General features: G+C 47.9%; 18 protein-coding genes. 7 read left to right on the top strand and 11 right to left on the bottom strand.

Annotated elements, in window-relative coordinates; translation table 11 throughout:
• Positions 1-119: 119 nt before the first annotated feature.
• The 10 genes from uspE to ccoN form a co-directional block, all read right to left on the bottom strand.
• A complete protein-coding gene (uspE, locus tag FM042_RS02575; RefSeq protein ID WP_143234183.1) occupies positions 120-1,046 on the bottom strand; it encodes a universal stress protein UspE in 927 nt (308 codons plus the stop codon).
• 79 nt (positions 1,047-1,125) lie between these two features.
• Positions 1,126-1,860: a fumarate/nitrate reduction transcriptional regulator Fnr gene (gene fnr / locus FM042_RS02570; protein WP_143234182.1), complete on the bottom strand. Its 735-nt coding sequence runs from the start codon at positions 1,858-1,860 to the stop codon at positions 1,126-1,128.
• 9 nt (positions 1,861-1,869) lie between these two features.
• On the bottom strand, positions 1,870-2,538 hold the full coding sequence (locus tag FM042_RS02565; RefSeq protein ID WP_143234181.1) for a sulfite exporter TauE/SafE family protein: 669 nt from the start codon (positions 2,536-2,538) through the stop codon (positions 1,870-1,872).
• Positions 2,535-2,753, bottom strand: coding sequence for a cbb3-type cytochrome oxidase assembly protein CcoS (gene ccoS / locus FM042_RS02560; RefSeq protein WP_143234180.1), 219 nt, complete (start codon positions 2,751-2,753; stop codon positions 2,535-2,537). The genes FM042_RS02565 and ccoS overlap by 4 nt, the downstream gene beginning before the upstream one ends.
• Before the next feature lie 11 nt (positions 2,754-2,764).
• Entirely contained in the window at positions 2,765-5,209 is a 2,445-nt protein-coding gene (locus tag FM042_RS02555) for a heavy metal translocating P-type ATPase (protein WP_143234179.1), read from the bottom strand.
• Positions 5,209-5,721 carry a FixH family protein gene (locus tag FM042_RS02550; protein ID WP_143234178.1) on the bottom strand — a complete coding sequence of 171 codons (513 nt, stop codon included), beginning with the start codon at positions 5,719-5,721 and terminating at the stop codon, positions 5,209-5,211. Before FM042_RS02550 ends, FM042_RS02555 begins: the two co-directional genes overlap by 1 nt.
• 71 nt (positions 5,722-5,792) lie before the next feature.
• Complete coding sequence (locus tag FM042_RS02545; protein WP_143234177.1) at positions 5,793-6,743, bottom strand: cbb3-type cytochrome c oxidase N-terminal domain-containing protein; 951 nt, start codon at positions 6,741-6,743, stop codon at positions 5,793-5,795.
• Positions 6,736-6,924 (bottom strand): cbb3-type cytochrome oxidase subunit 3, encoded by a 189-nt coding sequence (locus FM042_RS12015; RefSeq protein WP_143234176.1) that lies wholly within the window; start codon positions 6,922-6,924, stop codon positions 6,736-6,738. Before FM042_RS12015 ends, FM042_RS02545 begins: the two co-directional genes overlap by 8 nt.
• Positions 6,925-6,926: 2 nt before the next feature.
• Positions 6,927-7,541 (bottom strand): cytochrome-c oxidase, cbb3-type subunit II, encoded by a 615-nt coding sequence (ccoO, locus tag FM042_RS02535; protein WP_143234175.1) that lies wholly within the window; start codon positions 7,539-7,541, stop codon positions 6,927-6,929.
• Positions 7,542-7,554: 13 nt separating this feature from the next.
• Positions 7,555-8,988 carry a cytochrome-c oxidase, cbb3-type subunit I gene (ccoN, locus tag FM042_RS02530; RefSeq protein ID WP_143234174.1) on the bottom strand — a complete coding sequence of 478 codons (1,434 nt, stop codon included), beginning with the start codon at positions 8,986-8,988 and terminating at the stop codon, positions 7,555-7,557.
• A 475-nt stretch (positions 8,989-9,463) separates the two neighbouring features.
• On the opposite strand from ccoN, the gene FM042_RS02525 reads away from it, so the two are divergent.
• The 3 genes from FM042_RS02525 (at position 9,464) to FM042_RS02515 (ending at position 11,421) form a co-directional block, all read left to right on the top strand.
• Positions 9,464-9,715, top strand: coding sequence for a hypothetical protein (locus FM042_RS02525; RefSeq protein ID WP_143234173.1), 252 nt, complete (start codon positions 9,464-9,466; stop codon positions 9,713-9,715).
• A gap of 4 nt (positions 9,716-9,719) precedes the next feature.
• Positions 9,720-10,622, top strand: a complete 903-nt coding sequence (locus tag FM042_RS02520; RefSeq protein WP_143234172.1) for a substrate-binding periplasmic protein — start codon at positions 9,720-9,722, stop codon at positions 10,620-10,622.
• A 220-nt stretch (positions 10,623-10,842) separates the two neighbouring features.
• A complete protein-coding gene (locus FM042_RS02515) occupies positions 10,843-11,421 on the top strand; it encodes a fasciclin domain-containing protein (protein WP_143234171.1) in 579 nt (192 codons plus the stop codon).
• Positions 11,422-11,502: 81 nt separating this feature from the next.
• On the opposite strand, the gene FM042_RS02510 is transcribed toward FM042_RS02515, so the two are convergent.
• Positions 11,503-12,093 carry a hypothetical protein gene (locus FM042_RS02510; protein WP_143234170.1) on the bottom strand — a complete coding sequence of 197 codons (591 nt, stop codon included), beginning with the start codon at positions 12,091-12,093 and terminating at the stop codon, positions 11,503-11,505.
• Positions 12,094-12,320: 227 nt separating this feature from the next.
• On the opposite strand from FM042_RS02510, the gene FM042_RS02505 reads away from it, so the two are divergent.
• The 4 genes from FM042_RS02505 to FM042_RS02490 all read left to right on the top strand — a co-directional run bounded on the left by FM042_RS02505 (position 12,321) and on the right by FM042_RS02490 (position 16,305).
• Positions 12,321-13,238: a MaoC/PaaZ C-terminal domain-containing protein gene (locus tag FM042_RS02505; protein ID WP_143234169.1), complete on the top strand. Its 918-nt coding sequence runs from the start codon at positions 12,321-12,323 to the stop codon at positions 13,236-13,238.
• A complete protein-coding gene (locus FM042_RS02500; protein ID WP_143234168.1) occupies positions 13,235-13,702 on the top strand; it encodes an NfeD family protein in 468 nt (155 codons plus the stop codon). The genes FM042_RS02505 and FM042_RS02500 overlap by 4 nt, the downstream gene beginning before the upstream one ends.
• A gap of 51 nt (positions 13,703-13,753) precedes the next feature.
• A complete protein-coding gene (locus FM042_RS02495; RefSeq protein WP_143234167.1) occupies positions 13,754-14,680 on the top strand; it encodes an SPFH domain-containing protein in 927 nt (308 codons plus the stop codon).
• A 266-nt stretch (positions 14,681-14,946) separates the two neighbouring features.
• Entirely contained in the window at positions 14,947-16,305 is a 1,359-nt protein-coding gene (locus FM042_RS02490; protein ID WP_185960670.1) for an SEL1-like repeat protein, read from the top strand.
• Positions 16,306-16,313 lie beyond the last annotated feature (8 nt).

Raw genomic sequence — 16,313 nt, 5'->3', positions numbered from 1 at the left:
GAAGCAAGCTCAATAGACATAGCAATTTCTCAGTTAACAGCGGCTACAAAAAGGCCGGCAATTATACCTGCCGGCCTTGGTGTGTTGCAATGATGTATATTGGCCCTTATAGCCTCGAGTTAATTCTTAGCCATGGGGGACTTGAAGCCCTCTGGCTTGATCGCAAGCAAATCACAGTTCAGCTGTTCGATCACATGCTCAGCGGTATTCCCTAAAAGGGCGGCGGTAATTCCGGTGCGACCAATGGTACCTAGAACCACTAATTCCGCATCGAGTTCATTGGCGACGCGGGGCACTTCATCGTCTGGTAAGCCCTCTCGTAAATGCAGCCCAGCAAAATCAACATCCACTTCCTGCGCAATGTTCAGCAGACTTGTTTCATGATGCTCGCGAACACTCGCTTGATACTGATGGGTGTCAAATTCAGGTATTTCAACGGCTATAGACGCAGGAGCGCCTGGAAAGCAGTTTACAATATGTAAATATGAGTTGAGTTTTTTGCTGATGTACCCAGCCGCTTTCAGAATTTTCCGATTTAACCCTTGGTGAATATCACTGTCCGACGCAGCATTCACCGCCGCCAATACACTGCCGTGTTGGGGCCAATCGTGATCTTTGACAAGTAATACTGGACTTGGCGCTTTGCGTAATAGGTGCCAATCGGTAGGGGTGAAGATCACGCTTTGTAAGGTGTCGTGTTTCTGTGTGCCTTTGACAATCAAATCATAGTTGCCTTCAATGGCCTGCTTAATGATGGCTTCGAAGGGGCGATGGTGCCATACCACTACAATATCGATTACCAAATCTTTGCTGTCATAGTTTCTGATTTGGTCACGAATCCATGCTTCTTGATCAGCGATTAGGCTTTGGCGCATTTGTTCACGCTCTTCGCCGGAGAGCATGGTCGTCATTTCGTAAGCAAAATCATAGATCGATACGAAAAGCGTTAGTTGCGACGGTTGAATGCGTGCTAAATGCAATGCGCGACCTAGCGCTTTTTGGGTTTCTTGGGCTGGATCGAGCACAACGAGCAGTTTTTCGTACATGGGTTCCACTCCTGAACGAATGATTACTTCGTTCAGTGTAGCGTAACCTATAGAAAACGCACGAATTTCCAGTGACTATTTAGAGGCAAGCAGTTGGAGGTAGGCCGGCAGTCTCTGCCAGTTTTTCCGGGCTTGTGATAGCAACTAAACGACCGTCAACGCTGATTAAATCAGCTTTCTGGAACTTACCAAAAAGACGACTCACAGTTTCTACGGTAAGACCAAGATAGTTCCCGATTTCAGCGCGGGTCATGGTGAGTCGGAATTCCCGCGATGATAAGCCACGTGCTCGGAAACGGGCTGATAGTTCCACCAAAAAGGTAGCCAGGCGCTGCTCTGCGGTGCGCGTATTAAGTAACGTTAACATCCGCTTGTCTGCGTTAATTTCTTCGCTCATTAAGCGCATTAATTGGCGTCGCAATGCCGGGATTTGTCCGGTTAAATTTTCTAAGTTGTTATAGGGGATCTCGCACACCATGGAGGTTTCCATGGCTTCGGCATAACTATGATGTTTGCCGGTACTTATTGCCTCAAAGCCCACTAAATCACCGGGAAGATGAAAGGAGGTAATTTGCAGTTCACCATGGTCATTAAGAGCATAACTTTTCACGCTGCCAGAACGCACTGCATATAGGCTTGTTAAACCTTCACCAGCGCGGAACAGGGTGTCTCCACGTTGATAGGGGCGTTTGCGCTCGATCATGGAATCTAGGCGTTCTAGAGAACCGTGATCAAGCGTAAACGGTAAGCATAGCTGGCTAATGCTACAGTTCTGGCAATTGATGTGGTTCACTAAATTTGACGAACGTTCCATGATGATTCCTTAAGTGGTCATGTGCAATTGCTGCACAGCGATGACCAATGTCGCTATACCGTAACCGATCATAACCAGTCCTGCAATCCAACGAAAGCCTCGCGACTGCAAAAAATGTTGGAGTTTATGGCTAAATACACCGGTAAGAAACATAGCCGGTAAGGTTCCGGCTCCAAATACTAGCATAAAGGCTGCACCTTGCATTGGCGAGGCTGACAAAGCCGACCAAGCCAAAGCACTGTAAACTAATCCACACGGGAGCCATCCCCAGATCATTCCGGCTAAGAGTACTTGCAAGTTAGTCTTTTCCGCAGGTAGTTTACGGGCCAAAGGCTGAATTTGCTTCCACAACAAACTGCCTAAACGTTCTATCCAAAGCAACACCTGCCGCCAACGGATAAAATAAAGCCCGAGCAACACCATGAATACCCCAGCCAAAACGCGCAGGCCGACCAACAAGGTTGGGTAAAGGCTTGCGGCGGACAATAGTGCTGCACCGACGATAGCGCCGGCAATTGCATAGCTAAAGATACGGCCGAGGTTATACAAAAAGAGGCGAGGCGCTGAATGATGCATGCCCATAGCGGCCGCTAGGCCGCCACACATGGCTAAGCAATGACCGCTACCGGCAAAACCCATAACTAACGCCGTGAGTAAAAACGGAAGGGTTTCGGTCATGAGCCCGCTTTATCCTGAGGTGAATCTTGCTTTGTTTTCTCGTCAGCCGTGTCGTTCTTTTGCGGTTTTTTCTTTGATTCGTCGTCTAATAGGATGTTGTAGCCTTGCCTTTCCAGGTCATCAAATTGTCCTGTACGCACGGCCCAGAAGAATAGGGCAATAGCAATGATCACGAGAATAATCGCTATGGGAACCATTAAATGCAGAATTTCCATACTTCCGTCCGTTAACGTACGTCGCGCATTAAGCGTAGCGAATTTGCCATAACAATCAATGAACTCATCGACATACCGAGCATAGCCAATAAAGGACCAACTTGGCCTGTTACCGCTAAAGGCAAGATAGTGAGATTATACCCTAATGCCCATGCAAAGTTCTGCCGAATGATACGCCGGGTGAGCTGAGCCGTTTCTTGCAAACGGCGCAATGCACTCAAATCACCGGTCAGGATGACTACATCGCTGCCCGCTTGCGCGAGATCTGAGCCAGAAGCAAAGGTGATTGAGCCATCGGCGGCTGCCAACACAGGACCATCGTTAATCCCATCCCCGATCATCAGAACTGGACCTTTAACTTGTAACGCTTGCAGGTGCCAAAGCTTATCGGCCGGCTTTAACTCAGCGAATACTTTAGTAATCCCCAAGGTTTCTGCCATCGCGTGGGCCCTTTCGCTTGAATCTCCGGTTAACATCACCACGTCATAACCTTGAGCGGTGCACCAGGCGATGGTTTCTTCAGCATCGGGACGTGCTTGATCGTCGACTTGCCACGCAGCAATAAGACCTTCGGCGTCGGCTAAAAACACATTGGCATGGGGATCGGGGGATTCAGCCTGGGGAGCTAGCGTTTGCACGAACTCAAGACTACCTATGCGATAGTTGGTTTTGTGGTAGCGCCCGCAAATTCCAGCACCTGGATGGTTCTCTGTGGTGACATAAGGAAGTACCGCGGCCCGTTGCTTAAAGGGGCGTGAAAGCGGATGTTCCGACGCTTGTTCAAGGCTCGCTGCAAGACGATGCACTTCATTGTCGGTATAACGATCGCTCAGGATCCACTCATTCACCAGAGAAAAGCGGCCTTGAGTAAGGGTGCCTGTTTTATCCACGCAGATCGTTTTCATACTTGGTAAACGTTCAATTAATGCAGCCTGTTTTAGTAGAATACCTACCCGGTTTAGCCGACTCACAGCACCACTCATAGCGGTTGGGGCTGCAAGGGATAGGGCGCAAGGGCAGGTCGCCACGAGTACCGCTAAAGTGACCCAAAACGCGCGATCCGGATCGATAAACCACCAAACACCATAGGTTAGGGCGGTAACCAGCAACATGGCAGCAATAAAATAGCGGCTGACAACATCGGCAATGCGTACAAATGAAGGCTTCTGCTCCATTGCACTGTCTTGCATATGAATAATACTGGATAACAGCGTGTCTTGTCGGGTAGCAGATACTTGCAGCAATATGGCCTGTTCTTGGTTAACTGAACCTGCGTAGAGCGATTCATTTTGCCGTTTCACGACGGGCCGACTCTCACCGGTGAGCAAGGATTCATCGCACCACGCCTGTTCACTGAGGAGGGTGCCATCAACGGGAATTGTATCTCCAGGCAATACCCGTATGGTGTCACCTGCTTCGAGATACTTCACCATCACCTGTTCCCATTGGTCATCACTTTGTGCCCGCTCCGCGATCGCGGGAATAAGCTTCATGAGATTGGCTGCGTTGGCTATGGCTTTATGCCGTGCCTGTAACTCGAGAAAACGCCCGGAAAGTAAGAAGAATGCGAACATGGTGACACATTCGTAGTATACCTCCCCAGTATCGGTAATGGTGGCGTAAAAACTGGCAATAAACATCACTGCCATGGCAAGTGCGACCGGCACATCCATGTTTAAAGTGCGTGCCTTTAGTGCGCGGATTGCGTTGGCAAAAAATGGTTGGCAACTGTAGACAATCACGGGTGCCGTAAACAGCAACGAGACCCACCAAAAATAAAGCTTGGTGGTGGCATCAATATCCTCATAATACAAACCAAAGGCCACCATCATGGTTTGCATAGAAGCAATCCCGGCAACCCCTAAGCGGCGGATAAAGCCTCTGCGTTTGCGGTCGTAGGAGGCTTCAATATCGGCCTGTTGAAAGGGGAGTGCTTTATAGCCAACTGCGTATATCGCCGAGAGAATTTGGCTAAGTTGGGTATGCCGCTGATCCCAGACAACCTGTACGCGCTCAGTCGCAGAGTTTACAACAACCTTCTGTACGCCTGCCGTATGATGGAGTTGTTTCTCTATTAACCATGCACAGGCGGCACAGGTCATTCCTTCGATGGCCAATGTGGCCGATTGTTGATGGTCGTCGCTACGCACAAATTCCCGTTGAATATCGGGATCGTCGTAACGTTTGAGTTGTTCGTTAATGTGGCTGAGTTCATCGGGTATCAGCTTAACGTCGGTTTTGCTGGTATCGCGGTACTTATAAAAGTGGGTAAGCCCCTGATCAACGATAGTTTCTGCCACGGATTTACAGCCGTAGCAGCACATGGGTTGCTCTGCACCATCAATCGCTACCGTTAAATCAAGGCCTTCAGGCACGGCTTCAAAGCAATGAAAACACACCGACGGCTGGAGCTGCTGCGGTGTGTCTTGTTCATCGAGAAACTTCGCGTCTTGCATTAGATCCCGTAATTCACTGGTAACATCACAATGGTATCCTCTGCTGGGAGGTGGATATTTTGACTCACGCGCCAGCTATCGTCTAACGGCTGAATATCAACCCGCCAATGTCCACTAATAGACTCTGGTAATTGTTGTCGGTACACACCATCGCCACCCCGCGGTAATCGCAAGGAGAAATCAAACTCATGCATTGTGGGATGAAAGAACACCAAAGCCAACGCCGTATTATCATCCGCTTCACCCGTGCGGAAACGTAAGCTAATCTGCTCGTCATCAATGTCTAAGTAGAACGACAAATCACGCGCTTCCGCCTCGGCCACTTTTTGCAGCTGCAAATTAATCGAGCGACCTTCGGTATAATAATCATCAACCACCATGGAGATGGGGTTACGGTAAATTAATATCGCGGTGATGATACATGCGGTAATCACGGCAAATTTCATAAAAATAATGTACCAGACCCAACCAACTTTATACCAAGGTGTTTTCTGTGGGGTATTTACAGCCATTGCAACCCGTACTCCTTTTGACAAAAAAGCCCCGGAGTGCGGGGCTTTCCATTGCCAAATCACTGTTTTGATTAATCTGCATTTAAACTAAGAATATAACCAGACAAGATTTTCACTTTGTCTTCACCTAATATGGCATCCCAACGCGGCATCACGCCATTGCGACCATAAAGCAGGGTTTCTTCGATAGCCCGTTGTGATCCACCGTAAAGCCACACGTTGTTGGTGAGATCCGGCGCACCCAAGGCAATGTTTCCGCGGCCATCTGGACCATGACACGCTGCACATACTGCCCAGTTTTGCTCACCTGCACGGGCTAAGTCCCGATCCACAGTACGGCCGCTCAATGACAGCACATAAGCGGTCATTTCTCGGATGCCTTGCTCACCGAGTTGGTCCAAGAAGTCAGGCATTTGCCCTTCACGGCCTTGCATAAGGGTCGTGTATACATGTTCTGCCGAACCGCCCCAGTTGAACACGCCGTCAGTGAGGTTCGGAAAACCCAATGAACCTCGAGCATCGGAGCCGTGACACTGTGCGCAGTTTTGCAAGAACAGACGTTGACCGATCCGCAGCGCTTCTCTGTTTTCTGCAATCTCGGTGATTTCCAACGATGCATACTGTTGGAAAATCGGACCATATACCTCTTCGGCACGAGCGCGCTCACGGTCGTATGCTACATTGAGTCCTGCTTCACGAGCATCGATCACCGCTTGCCGCGACTCTTCTAGCGAACGTACATGCTGGTTCGAACTCGACCATCCCAATAATCCCTGGAAATTGCCTAAACCAGGGTAGAGGATAAGATATAGCAGACCCCAGGCCAAACAGATCCAGAACAAAATAGTCCACCATTTTGGTAATGGATTGTTGAGTTCAACGATGCCGTCGAACTCATGGCCCATGGATTCACCTTCTTCAACATCGGTGAAGTTTGTCATGTTCCACCAGAGCAGCGCAGCAATCGCTACTAATGACCCTAGGGTGAGAACAATAATCCACCAGCTCCAGAAGCTACTCATCTTTGCTTGACTCCTGTTTCTTGCGCTCAGGAGAACGGTCGATCTCACCGTCCTCAAATATAGATTCGCCTTTGCGCTCAAATTTATCTTTGTTTCTCGGCCAATATGCCCATCCAATTACGATGAGAATGACACCGAAAACCAGCAGCGTATACAGTGCTTGAAACCCTGGACCGCCCATAATTACCTCAATGCTGTGCCAAGAGACTGCAGGTATGCAATCAGGGCTTCCATTTCCGTCTTGCCGCGAACTCGCTCACCTGCACCGTCGATATCTTCGTCAGTGTAAGGAACGCCCAATCGTTGAAAAGCGCGCATTTTCCGTTCTGTTAAGCGGCCATCCAAAGTACGCTCTGCAAGCCAAGGATAAGCAGGCATATTCGACTCAGGAACCACTGCACGTGGGTCAATCAAGTGTACGTAATGCCACTCATCACTATAGCGACCACCAACCCGAGCCAAGTCTGGACCTGTACGTTTAGAGCCCCACAAGAAAGGGTGCTCCCATACAGATTCACCCGCGACAGAATAGTGGCCATAACGTTCAGTTTCAGCACGGAAAGGGCGAATCATTTGGCTATGACAGCCAACGCAGCCTTCACGGATATAGATATCACGACCTTCTAATTCCAATGCTGTATAAGGACGCAGATTTTTCACCGGTTCCTGTACCTGCTTTTGGAATAACAGTGGGGTGATTTCCACCAAACCACCAATAGAAATTGCGATAATCGCAAACACGGCGAGCCAACCGACGTGTTTTTCTACGAGTTCATGTTTGTTTTTAGTTTTGCTCATTGTTCGAGTCTCCTTACGCCGGCTGCGTGGCAAGTGGTTCTTTGGCACGAACCTCTTCGCTACGGATGGTCTTCCAGACGTTGTACGCCATGACCAACATACCAGCTACCACAAAGACACCACCGACAAAGCGGACGAAGTAGAACGGGTAAGATGCTTCTAAACTCTCTACGAAACTATAGGTGAGGGTTCCGTCTGAGTTCACTGCACGCCACATCAGACCTTGAGTGACCCCGGAGATCCACATCGCGACGATGTAGAGCACCACACCAATGGTATGTAACCAGAAATGTGTATTAATCAACCGGATGCTGTACATCCGCTCACGGTCGAACAAAATCGGAATCAAGTGGTAAATGGCACCAATAGTGATCATCGCCACCCAGCCCAATGCACCTGAATGCACGTGTCCAATGGTCCAGTCAGTATAGTGTGATAGGGCGTTAACCGACTTAATTGCCATCATCGGCCCTTCGAAGGTCGACATCCCGTAGAAAGACAAGGATACGATTAAGAAACGCAGGATGGGGTCTGTGCGTAACTTATGCCAAGCGCCGGATAAGGTCATAATACCGTTGATCATGCCGCCCCAAGATGGAACGAACAAAATGACCGACATAACCATACCCACGTTTTGCGCCCAGTCTGGCAGTGCGGTCCAATGCAAGTGGTGCGGACCCGCCCAGATATAAATGGTGATCAAGGCCCAAAAATGCACGATCGACAAACGATAAGAATAGACCGGGCGTTCTGCTTGTTTCGGAACAAAGTAGTACATCATGCCCAAGAAACCGGCTGTGAGCAGGAAGCCCACGGCGTTATGCCCGTACCACCATTGCATCATGGCATCCACGGCACCCGCATAGATTGAGTACGACTTCGTAAAGGAAACTGGAATTGCCAGGTTATTACCAATGTGAAGCATGGCTACCGCAATAATAAAGGCGCCATAGAACCAGTTTGCCACATAAATGTGTGAGGTACGGCGAATTGCCAAGGTACCAAAGAACACAATAATAAAGGCAACCCACACCAGCAAAATCAGAATGGAGATAGGCCATTCTAGTTCTGCATACTCTTTGCTTGTGGTGATTCCCATTGGTAAGGTAATCACCGCTCCCACAATAACCGCTTGCCATCCCCAGAAGGTGAAGGCTGCTAACTTATCCGAGAACAGGCGTACCTGACAGGTTCGCTGCACAATGTAATAAGCTGTCGCGAAGAGGGCACTGGTACCAAATGCGAAGATAACAGCATTTGTATGAAGTGGACGAAGTCGTGAATAGGTAAGCCAAGGGGTATCGAAGTTAAGTGCAGGCCAAACAAGTTGGGCCGCAATCAACACACCCACCGCCATACCGACAATACCCCAAATAATGGTCATTATGGTGAACTGCTTGACCACCTTCAGGTTATACTCAATAGGTTGATTGGTAGTTGTACTCATTATTTTTAGATCCGCTGTAGTTGCAGGACATCGGTGACGACATCGAACATTAGAATCCCCCAAGTGGCGTACTCCTAAAGTTCGAAACCTGGCTGAATTGTACGGGTTTTAAGGTCGAAAATACAGTGTATTGGCGGTCGATTCCTATGACCGAGATCAAACAATTACCGATTCTGTAACTATAATGTAGCGTAATAAAATCGGGCGTTAACAAATGTTATTCACTGGCTGTTCAAAAACTAAGCATAGGCAAAAATCCCAAGTTTTCCTCCTGTTGCTTACGTTTCTTTTTTTGCTTTTGCTTTCCGGATGCGCAGAAAAATCTGCAGCGTCACTTGAAACTCCATTTTGTAACGAGGAACAGGGCGATTTGAGCGGCTGTACCCATTCTATTGATGCCTTAATAGCGGGTGAAGTGATACATATACGTTCAAGTAATCCAAGAATGCCTTTTGAAGCGCCCATTAGGATTTCGATGAAACTTCCCGAAGCCGTTACTATAGGTCGCAGCGAAATCGTGGGTGAAAGTATGTATATGGGAAGAATTCCTGTCATGTGGGAACCTTCAGAGCAGCCTCAGTACCAGCATGCCAATATTCTTCTTGGTGCCTGTATCGATCCGAATATGCTGTGGGCATTACGTATTCAATTGATCGATAATCGCGTGAACGCGGCAACGGATGGTGATACGCTTTGGCTTCACCTGCCATTTCAATCGCATAGGTAAACTGATGAAATTGTTTAAATTAAGTGTGTTGTTTGGGTTAGCCCTTGGGATGATCGCCTGTACTGAAGCCCCGCAGTCCACGGTAACCGACGCTCAAGACCAAGGAACCGCTCGCTCTGCAGCAAGTGCCAAGGGTCAGGCAGATCTACGCGTGTTATATGTTGCCGCAGATGGCTTTGCTTACACAGATGAGAACGGTGAGCTCACCGGTGTGACAGTAGAAATTATGCGAGATTTTGTTTCCTGGTTTGAGCGTTACCATGCTGTGCGCGTAAATCTTGAGTTTGTAGAAGAAACAAACTGGCAACGTTTTTATCAGCGCATCGTGGATGCTCAAGGTGGTGTGTTTGGTTTAGGTAACGTCACCATTACAGAAGAGCGTCGAGCCGAATTGCAGTTTTCACCCGCATATCTAAATAATGTCGCGGTTCTAGTTACCCACAATGGCATCGCAGAACTGACAGACTGGATGGATTTCCCAGAAGTGTTTGCTGATTTAGAACCGATGGCGTTCAGCGGTACATTGCATGAAGAGCGGATTAGGGGGATTCGTGACCGTTTTCAACCGGGTGTCGATATTCACCCAGCTGAAAGTAATCCGGAGATTATTGATGCAGTAAGCCATGATGGAATGTACAGCTATATTGATGCCTACAACTATTGGCGCGCGGTAGAGCAGGGTGCACCACTTCGGCATCATCCAATCGCTGATGAGCACGGTGAAACCTTTGGGATTATTATGCCGCATAGTAATGATTGGGCAACGTTAATGGTAGCTTTCTTTGCGGCCGACGGAGGCTACCGCAATACGCCACGGTATCGCCAGATTATGGAAACGCATTTGGGCGAAGCGCTTACAGAAACCCTAGAAAATGCCCGAGCCCAAGACGCCAGCGGCGGTCTTTAATCGCAAAAACAGGTTGCTTCCTAGCTAATTAATCGGGTTTTTATTTTACGATAGAGCAAGGACTTAGCGTTAAGAACAAGTAAAGATGGACGGTTATGCCGTCCATTTTTTGTTTTCCCTGCGTATACCTCCATGACTCAGCAGATTATTTCAATCCTGCGTTCCCTAAGCGAGGCTTCATTTTTGCTTAGACTTACAAACAATCCTGGAGGAAAGAACCATGAAACACTTAACTCGCAATGCGATTACGACGGTATTGGTCTCTTTATTTGCTTTAAGCGGGGCTGCCATTGCTCACAATCATGGTGGTGACCGTGATAAAGAGAAAGAGAAGAGCGAGTATTCAAGTTACCAAGACAAGAAAGGCTCGATCACTGATATCGCCGCTGGTAATGATAAGTTCACTATCCTTGTCGCAGCCCTAGGCGCGGCAGATCTTATTGATGCTTTAAATGGGGAAGGGCCTTTTACCGTATTTGCGCCCACCGATGAGGCTTTTGCGGCACTCCCAGAAGGTACATTAGAGTCCTTGCTCCAACCTGAAAACCGTGAGCAACTCACCGCAATTCTAACTTACCACGTGGTGTCGGGCGAAGTGAGTAGCGACGATATCGCTGATCAGTCTTTGTACGCTGAAACCTTGCAAGGACAATCACTAGCTATTGATGCAACTGGCTATGGCGTGCGCATCAACGGTGGGGCACGCGTTGTTACTGCAGATATTCAAGCGGATAATGGTGTGATCCACGTCATCGATACCGTGTTAATTCCAACTGAACGGTCAGCCGCAAGCTACTAAGCGATAGGTAGGCCACTAAAAAGCCGGCTCAGTCACCTGATGCCGGCTTTATGCTAACGAGCTTGTGCAGACACGAGGTATTTAATCTGTGTCTTCATAACCCCAAGGTGTTGGTGGTAAATCGACCGGATTGGTCAAATCGAAATCAACCCGTAGTTCTCGTCCTTCGCGCGTTAACCGGTAGCTAAAGAAGTCGTCTGGATAGATGTACATATGCCAGGTATTCCAAATGCTTTGAGGAATCTTACGGCGGATAAAGTCTTCTTTTGAATAGTGATCCGCAGGGAATGATTGGGCGAACTCCCATCCCGCATCTACGGTATGACCACCATACATAGTGCCATCATCATCGCTGCCATCAGGATTTCGATGATCGTGCTTCAAACTAATGCCTGCGCCAGTTTTCGTTAGAATCCAAGTACGCGAATGGTTATCACCGATATGAAAGGGGATTTGTAACTCATTCTCAGAGCATTTACGCACATGCATAACTAACCGGTTTTCTTTGAAGTTTTCTACGCCGGTAAAGTTGTCTTCGACTACACGGCCTTCAAATGCCTGACCGCAATACTGCCGGATATTGTCGAAAAATGCGTCATGAGTTGGAATGGATACCGTGGCTGCCGAGGCAACTAAGGCGGTGCTAACAGAAGCGCCTAGCAATGTGAGCATGATAGTTATCCTATTTTCTAAACAAGAGAGGGCACAGCATACGAGAATTCCGCATGTGTCTCAAACAGGGCTCCAATGACTTGCTATTTTAAGAAGATATTCAGAAGGCATTAGCAGATACAATTGTTAACAATTGATTCCTGTTGAAACAACAAAATAGTTACACTTCAAAGCTGTAAGTTTGCTATTCTATCCCCGTTATATTGGGTTTGAATGGAGTCAGGTTTATGTCGACGTCACATGAGTCAGCCACTGCGCGTGGTGAAGCACGACATGCGCTACCCGGGCTACCAATGATGCTTCTCAAAGCAGTTCCAACCATGATTCGCCGTAAGGGACCAGAATCTGAGCCGGAAGATATTACCTTTCACTTTTCTGTCGATCCCATTGAACAAGCCCATTTATTGCGTTATCACAATGCATTTCAAGGCTTTAGCAGCGATATTCCGCTTACCTATTTATACTTGATCGCTCAGCGAGCGCATCTTGCTGCCATGCTCGATGAACGTTTCCCGTGGCCAATTTTAGGCATGGTGCATGTGGCCAACAAGATGGTCCTATCGGCGCCTATTCTTAAAAAAACGCCATTTCAGTTAAAAGTGCATATCCGCATGCCGGAACGGGCAGCTACGCGTAAACGGGTTCGTCCAATTTATGAAGTCTTGTTTTATCAAGAGGGTACGTTGCGAGCACAGTGCATCAGTACGTACCAAGTGGGGGCAGGGGAACCACCCCTGAAAGGGCGCAAGCGTAGCATTCCCGCCCCAGATCTCACTGATTACGAGCATACCGCGCTGTGGCAAATGAGTAGCGAGTTAGGGCGCTCTTATGCGAACTTAAGCGGGGATTATAATCCGATTCATCTGCATCCGTGGCTTTCTCGTTGGTTTGGCTTCGAACGCCCCATTATCCACGGAATGTATTCCGTGGCATATGCTCAGGCGGAATTGGAACGTCATCTGAATGCAGATGTCACTACGATGGACATTAGTTTTCGGCGTCCCCTGATTTTGCCCGCTGAAGCGGCGTTTCATTATCGCTGCAACAATGATCACGGCGAACTGATGGTGACCGACGCCAAGGCGCAACGGGCCTATTTAGATGGTACTTTTGTGATTAAAAACAACAAAAAGGACAACTCATGACAACAGCCATGTGGTGGATTTTAATCGGCGTGGTTTTGATTATTTCGGAGCTGCTAGCCACCAGCATTATCGCGGTGTTCTTAGGTCTCGGGGCCATTATTACTGGGCTTGCGCTACATTTTGGATTGATTGAGTCGACAACCGCTCAGTACACGTTATTTGGACTGGTAAGCATTACACTATTACTTACTGCTCGCGGTAAATTTAAGCGCTGGTTCTCGGGCTTTACTGCTGATAAAGATGGCGAACACGGAACCGTCTTTCAAAAAGATTTGGGCGAACGTGTTACCGTACAAACTGATTTTAACCAAGGGGCAGGGCGCGTGGTACTCAATGGCGTGGCTTGGGATGCGCTATCCGACGATCCGTTAAAGAAAGGCGATATCGCCTGGGTCGTTAAAAATGAGGGTATCCGTTTAACCGTCAGCGCCAATCGCCCGCAAATCGCACCCAAAAACTCATAATACAACGTATTTTGTCAGGCCATTCTGAGCCTGTCGCCAAAGGAGATTACTGTGGAAGAAATTAACATCGGTACAATTTTATCAATAGGTTTTGCCATTGCGGTGATTATCACCATTGTCAAAACCGCACGCATTGTTCCGCAACGGTCTAACTTCGTGATTGAGCGTCTGGGTAAATACTCGCGCACATTGGATTCAGGGTTTCATATTTTAATTCCCTTTATCGATAAAGTTGCATACATCCAGACCTTGAAAGAAGAGGTGATCGACGTTGAGCGCCAAGCTTGTGTTACCAAAGACAACATTCAAGTCGGTATCAACGGCGTTCTCTATATTCAAGTCATCGATGCCTATAAAGCTTCTTACGGTATTAATGATTACCGATATGCCGCATCACAGTTGGCGCAAACCACGATGCGTTCAGTGATTGGTCAAACAGATTTAGATAAAACCTTCGAAGAACGTGCTGCGATTAACGAAGAAGTCGTACGCGCCCTTGATGAAGCAGCAGCACCTTGGGGTATTAAGGTACTGCGTTATGAAATCTCTGACATTGAATTACCCGCGTCTATTAAAGATGCTCTCGAGCAGCAAATGCGTGCTGAGCGCGAACGTCGTGCCGCTATCGCCAAATCAGAAGGTGAGCGCCAGGCCCTGATCAACGTGTCTGAGGGTAATCGCCAAGAAGTGATCAACCTGTCGGAAGCAGAGAAGCAGAAGCAAATTAACGAAGCTGAAGGTCGTGCCAAAGAAATCGAACTGATTGCTACGGCAACCTCGGAAGGTTTGCGCAAAATTGCGATGGCCATTAATGAGCCTGGTGGTAAAGACGCGGTGAACTTGCGTGTTGCTGAGCAATATGTGAAAGAGTTCGGTAATTTAGCGAAAGCTGGCAATACCCTGATTTTACCCGCGGAATTAAGCAACATTGGTGGCGCTGTAGCAGGCCTAACCGAAGTATTAAAACACGCAAAATAGCTGTTTTCCCGAAAGGGAGAGCGTTTATGTAGTTCAATACAGAGTAAATGCAGCGGTTATCTCCGCTGCATTTTTTTTGGACATTATGTGATAATTCGGTATCTTAGGCTTATCTTTTTATCACACTTATCAGTTATCACAGCGTTTCAGCTGGACTTGGACAGGTTATAAAATAATAAGGGGATAGGATGAACCCAATAGCAAAACTTACTTTTCTCATCAGCTTTCTTTGCTTAAGTATTTTGCCTAATTCGCACGCACAGCCCATGAGCGAAGGCCTTAAGGCCTACGACAAAGAAAATTACGAAACCGCATATGAGGTATTCCAATATCGTTTTCAGACTAGAAGCAAGCAGGCAGCTTTTATGCTCGCGACTATGTATTTGGTTGGGGAAGGGGTGTCACCCAACCCGATAGAAGGTTACGCTTATTTACAGATCGCCAGTGATCTTAACGACCCGCGCGCCACGGACATGTTAGAACCTTGGCTTGAGCAAACAGACGCCGGGATAATTGAACAAGTCCGACATCGTGCTGATGAACTCAAGTCACAGATTAAGATTTCTTACAAAAAGGCGTTGGATGAGCTTGACTGGCGCTACAATGTCGAACGCACCCGAGAAAGACGAACCCGTATTTCGCGACCATCTATTTCATACCCACCATTTAGACATGGGGCGCTTACGTCGTTTATATCCAGTTACCTCATTGCACCTGACGGTTCGACATCCGCTATACGGCATGTTGGCTGGTCGCTTCGCGATTTTCGGTCGGTTGTTGAACGAGATATTAGCAACTGGAAATTCGAACAGGACGAATTTCCTAGCCCTGCATACTCTGGGTTCACCTTCGGTTCGTACTTAAGCAAAGAAGGGGTACTGGAATTTAATCAGCAATTGGCCGAACGTTTTCCAAAGGCAATTCGTGGAGACGAAGAGTCGCAATATAGCATGGCGATTTTCATGCGCAATGCAAAACGAACGGATGCATGGGAAGTCGTGTACGATTCTGAACTGAATAGCACGCCCCCGAAACCATTTTTTCAACATATTGATGCGTTTGATAATCTGCGAGACCTGAGTGCCCGCCGCATTCCGAGTGTCATACCTAAAGCATTACCGAAGTTTATAGTACGGCGCGAAAATCGAGAGTCCGCGTTTGACCGTTGGCTTGACGATACGAAAGCAGATGACGAATCGTTACTTCAAGAAGCCGTTGATAGCGCGATGCCACGAATATCACGCCATCTACGCAGTCGTCGCTTCGACGATGGCGAGTATGTGGTGACCTTTAACGAAAAGGACAATGTTCTTGAGTTTCGCAAGCCTCAATATCAACCTGAATGGTCACTGCATCTTTATTGGGAATGGCAAGCGGCAACTAATGGCTCCTACTATCATCAGCTTCGTTACGCGCTATGGAATCCTGCTTCATCGTCATGGGCACATTATTTGATTGAAAAAGGGGATACCTTAGTGATGTCACATCGCGGACTGTATTTGCTGCGGTTTGGTCGTGATGACGAAACGATTGAACAAGGGCTGGCCTATTTGCAGCGAGCTGCAGAGGCAGGTGAGTCCATGGCCATCGAGGCCCTAACGATGATTAATGTAAGTTCAAACTAAATATATCT

Origin of the sequence: Aliidiomarina halalkaliphila, from assembly GCF_007096385.1 — a bacterium.
Classification (GTDB): Bacteria; Pseudomonadota; Gammaproteobacteria; order Enterobacterales; family Alteromonadaceae; genus Aliidiomarina; species Aliidiomarina halalkaliphila.
This window is presented reverse-complemented; position numbering and strand designations above follow the sequence as displayed.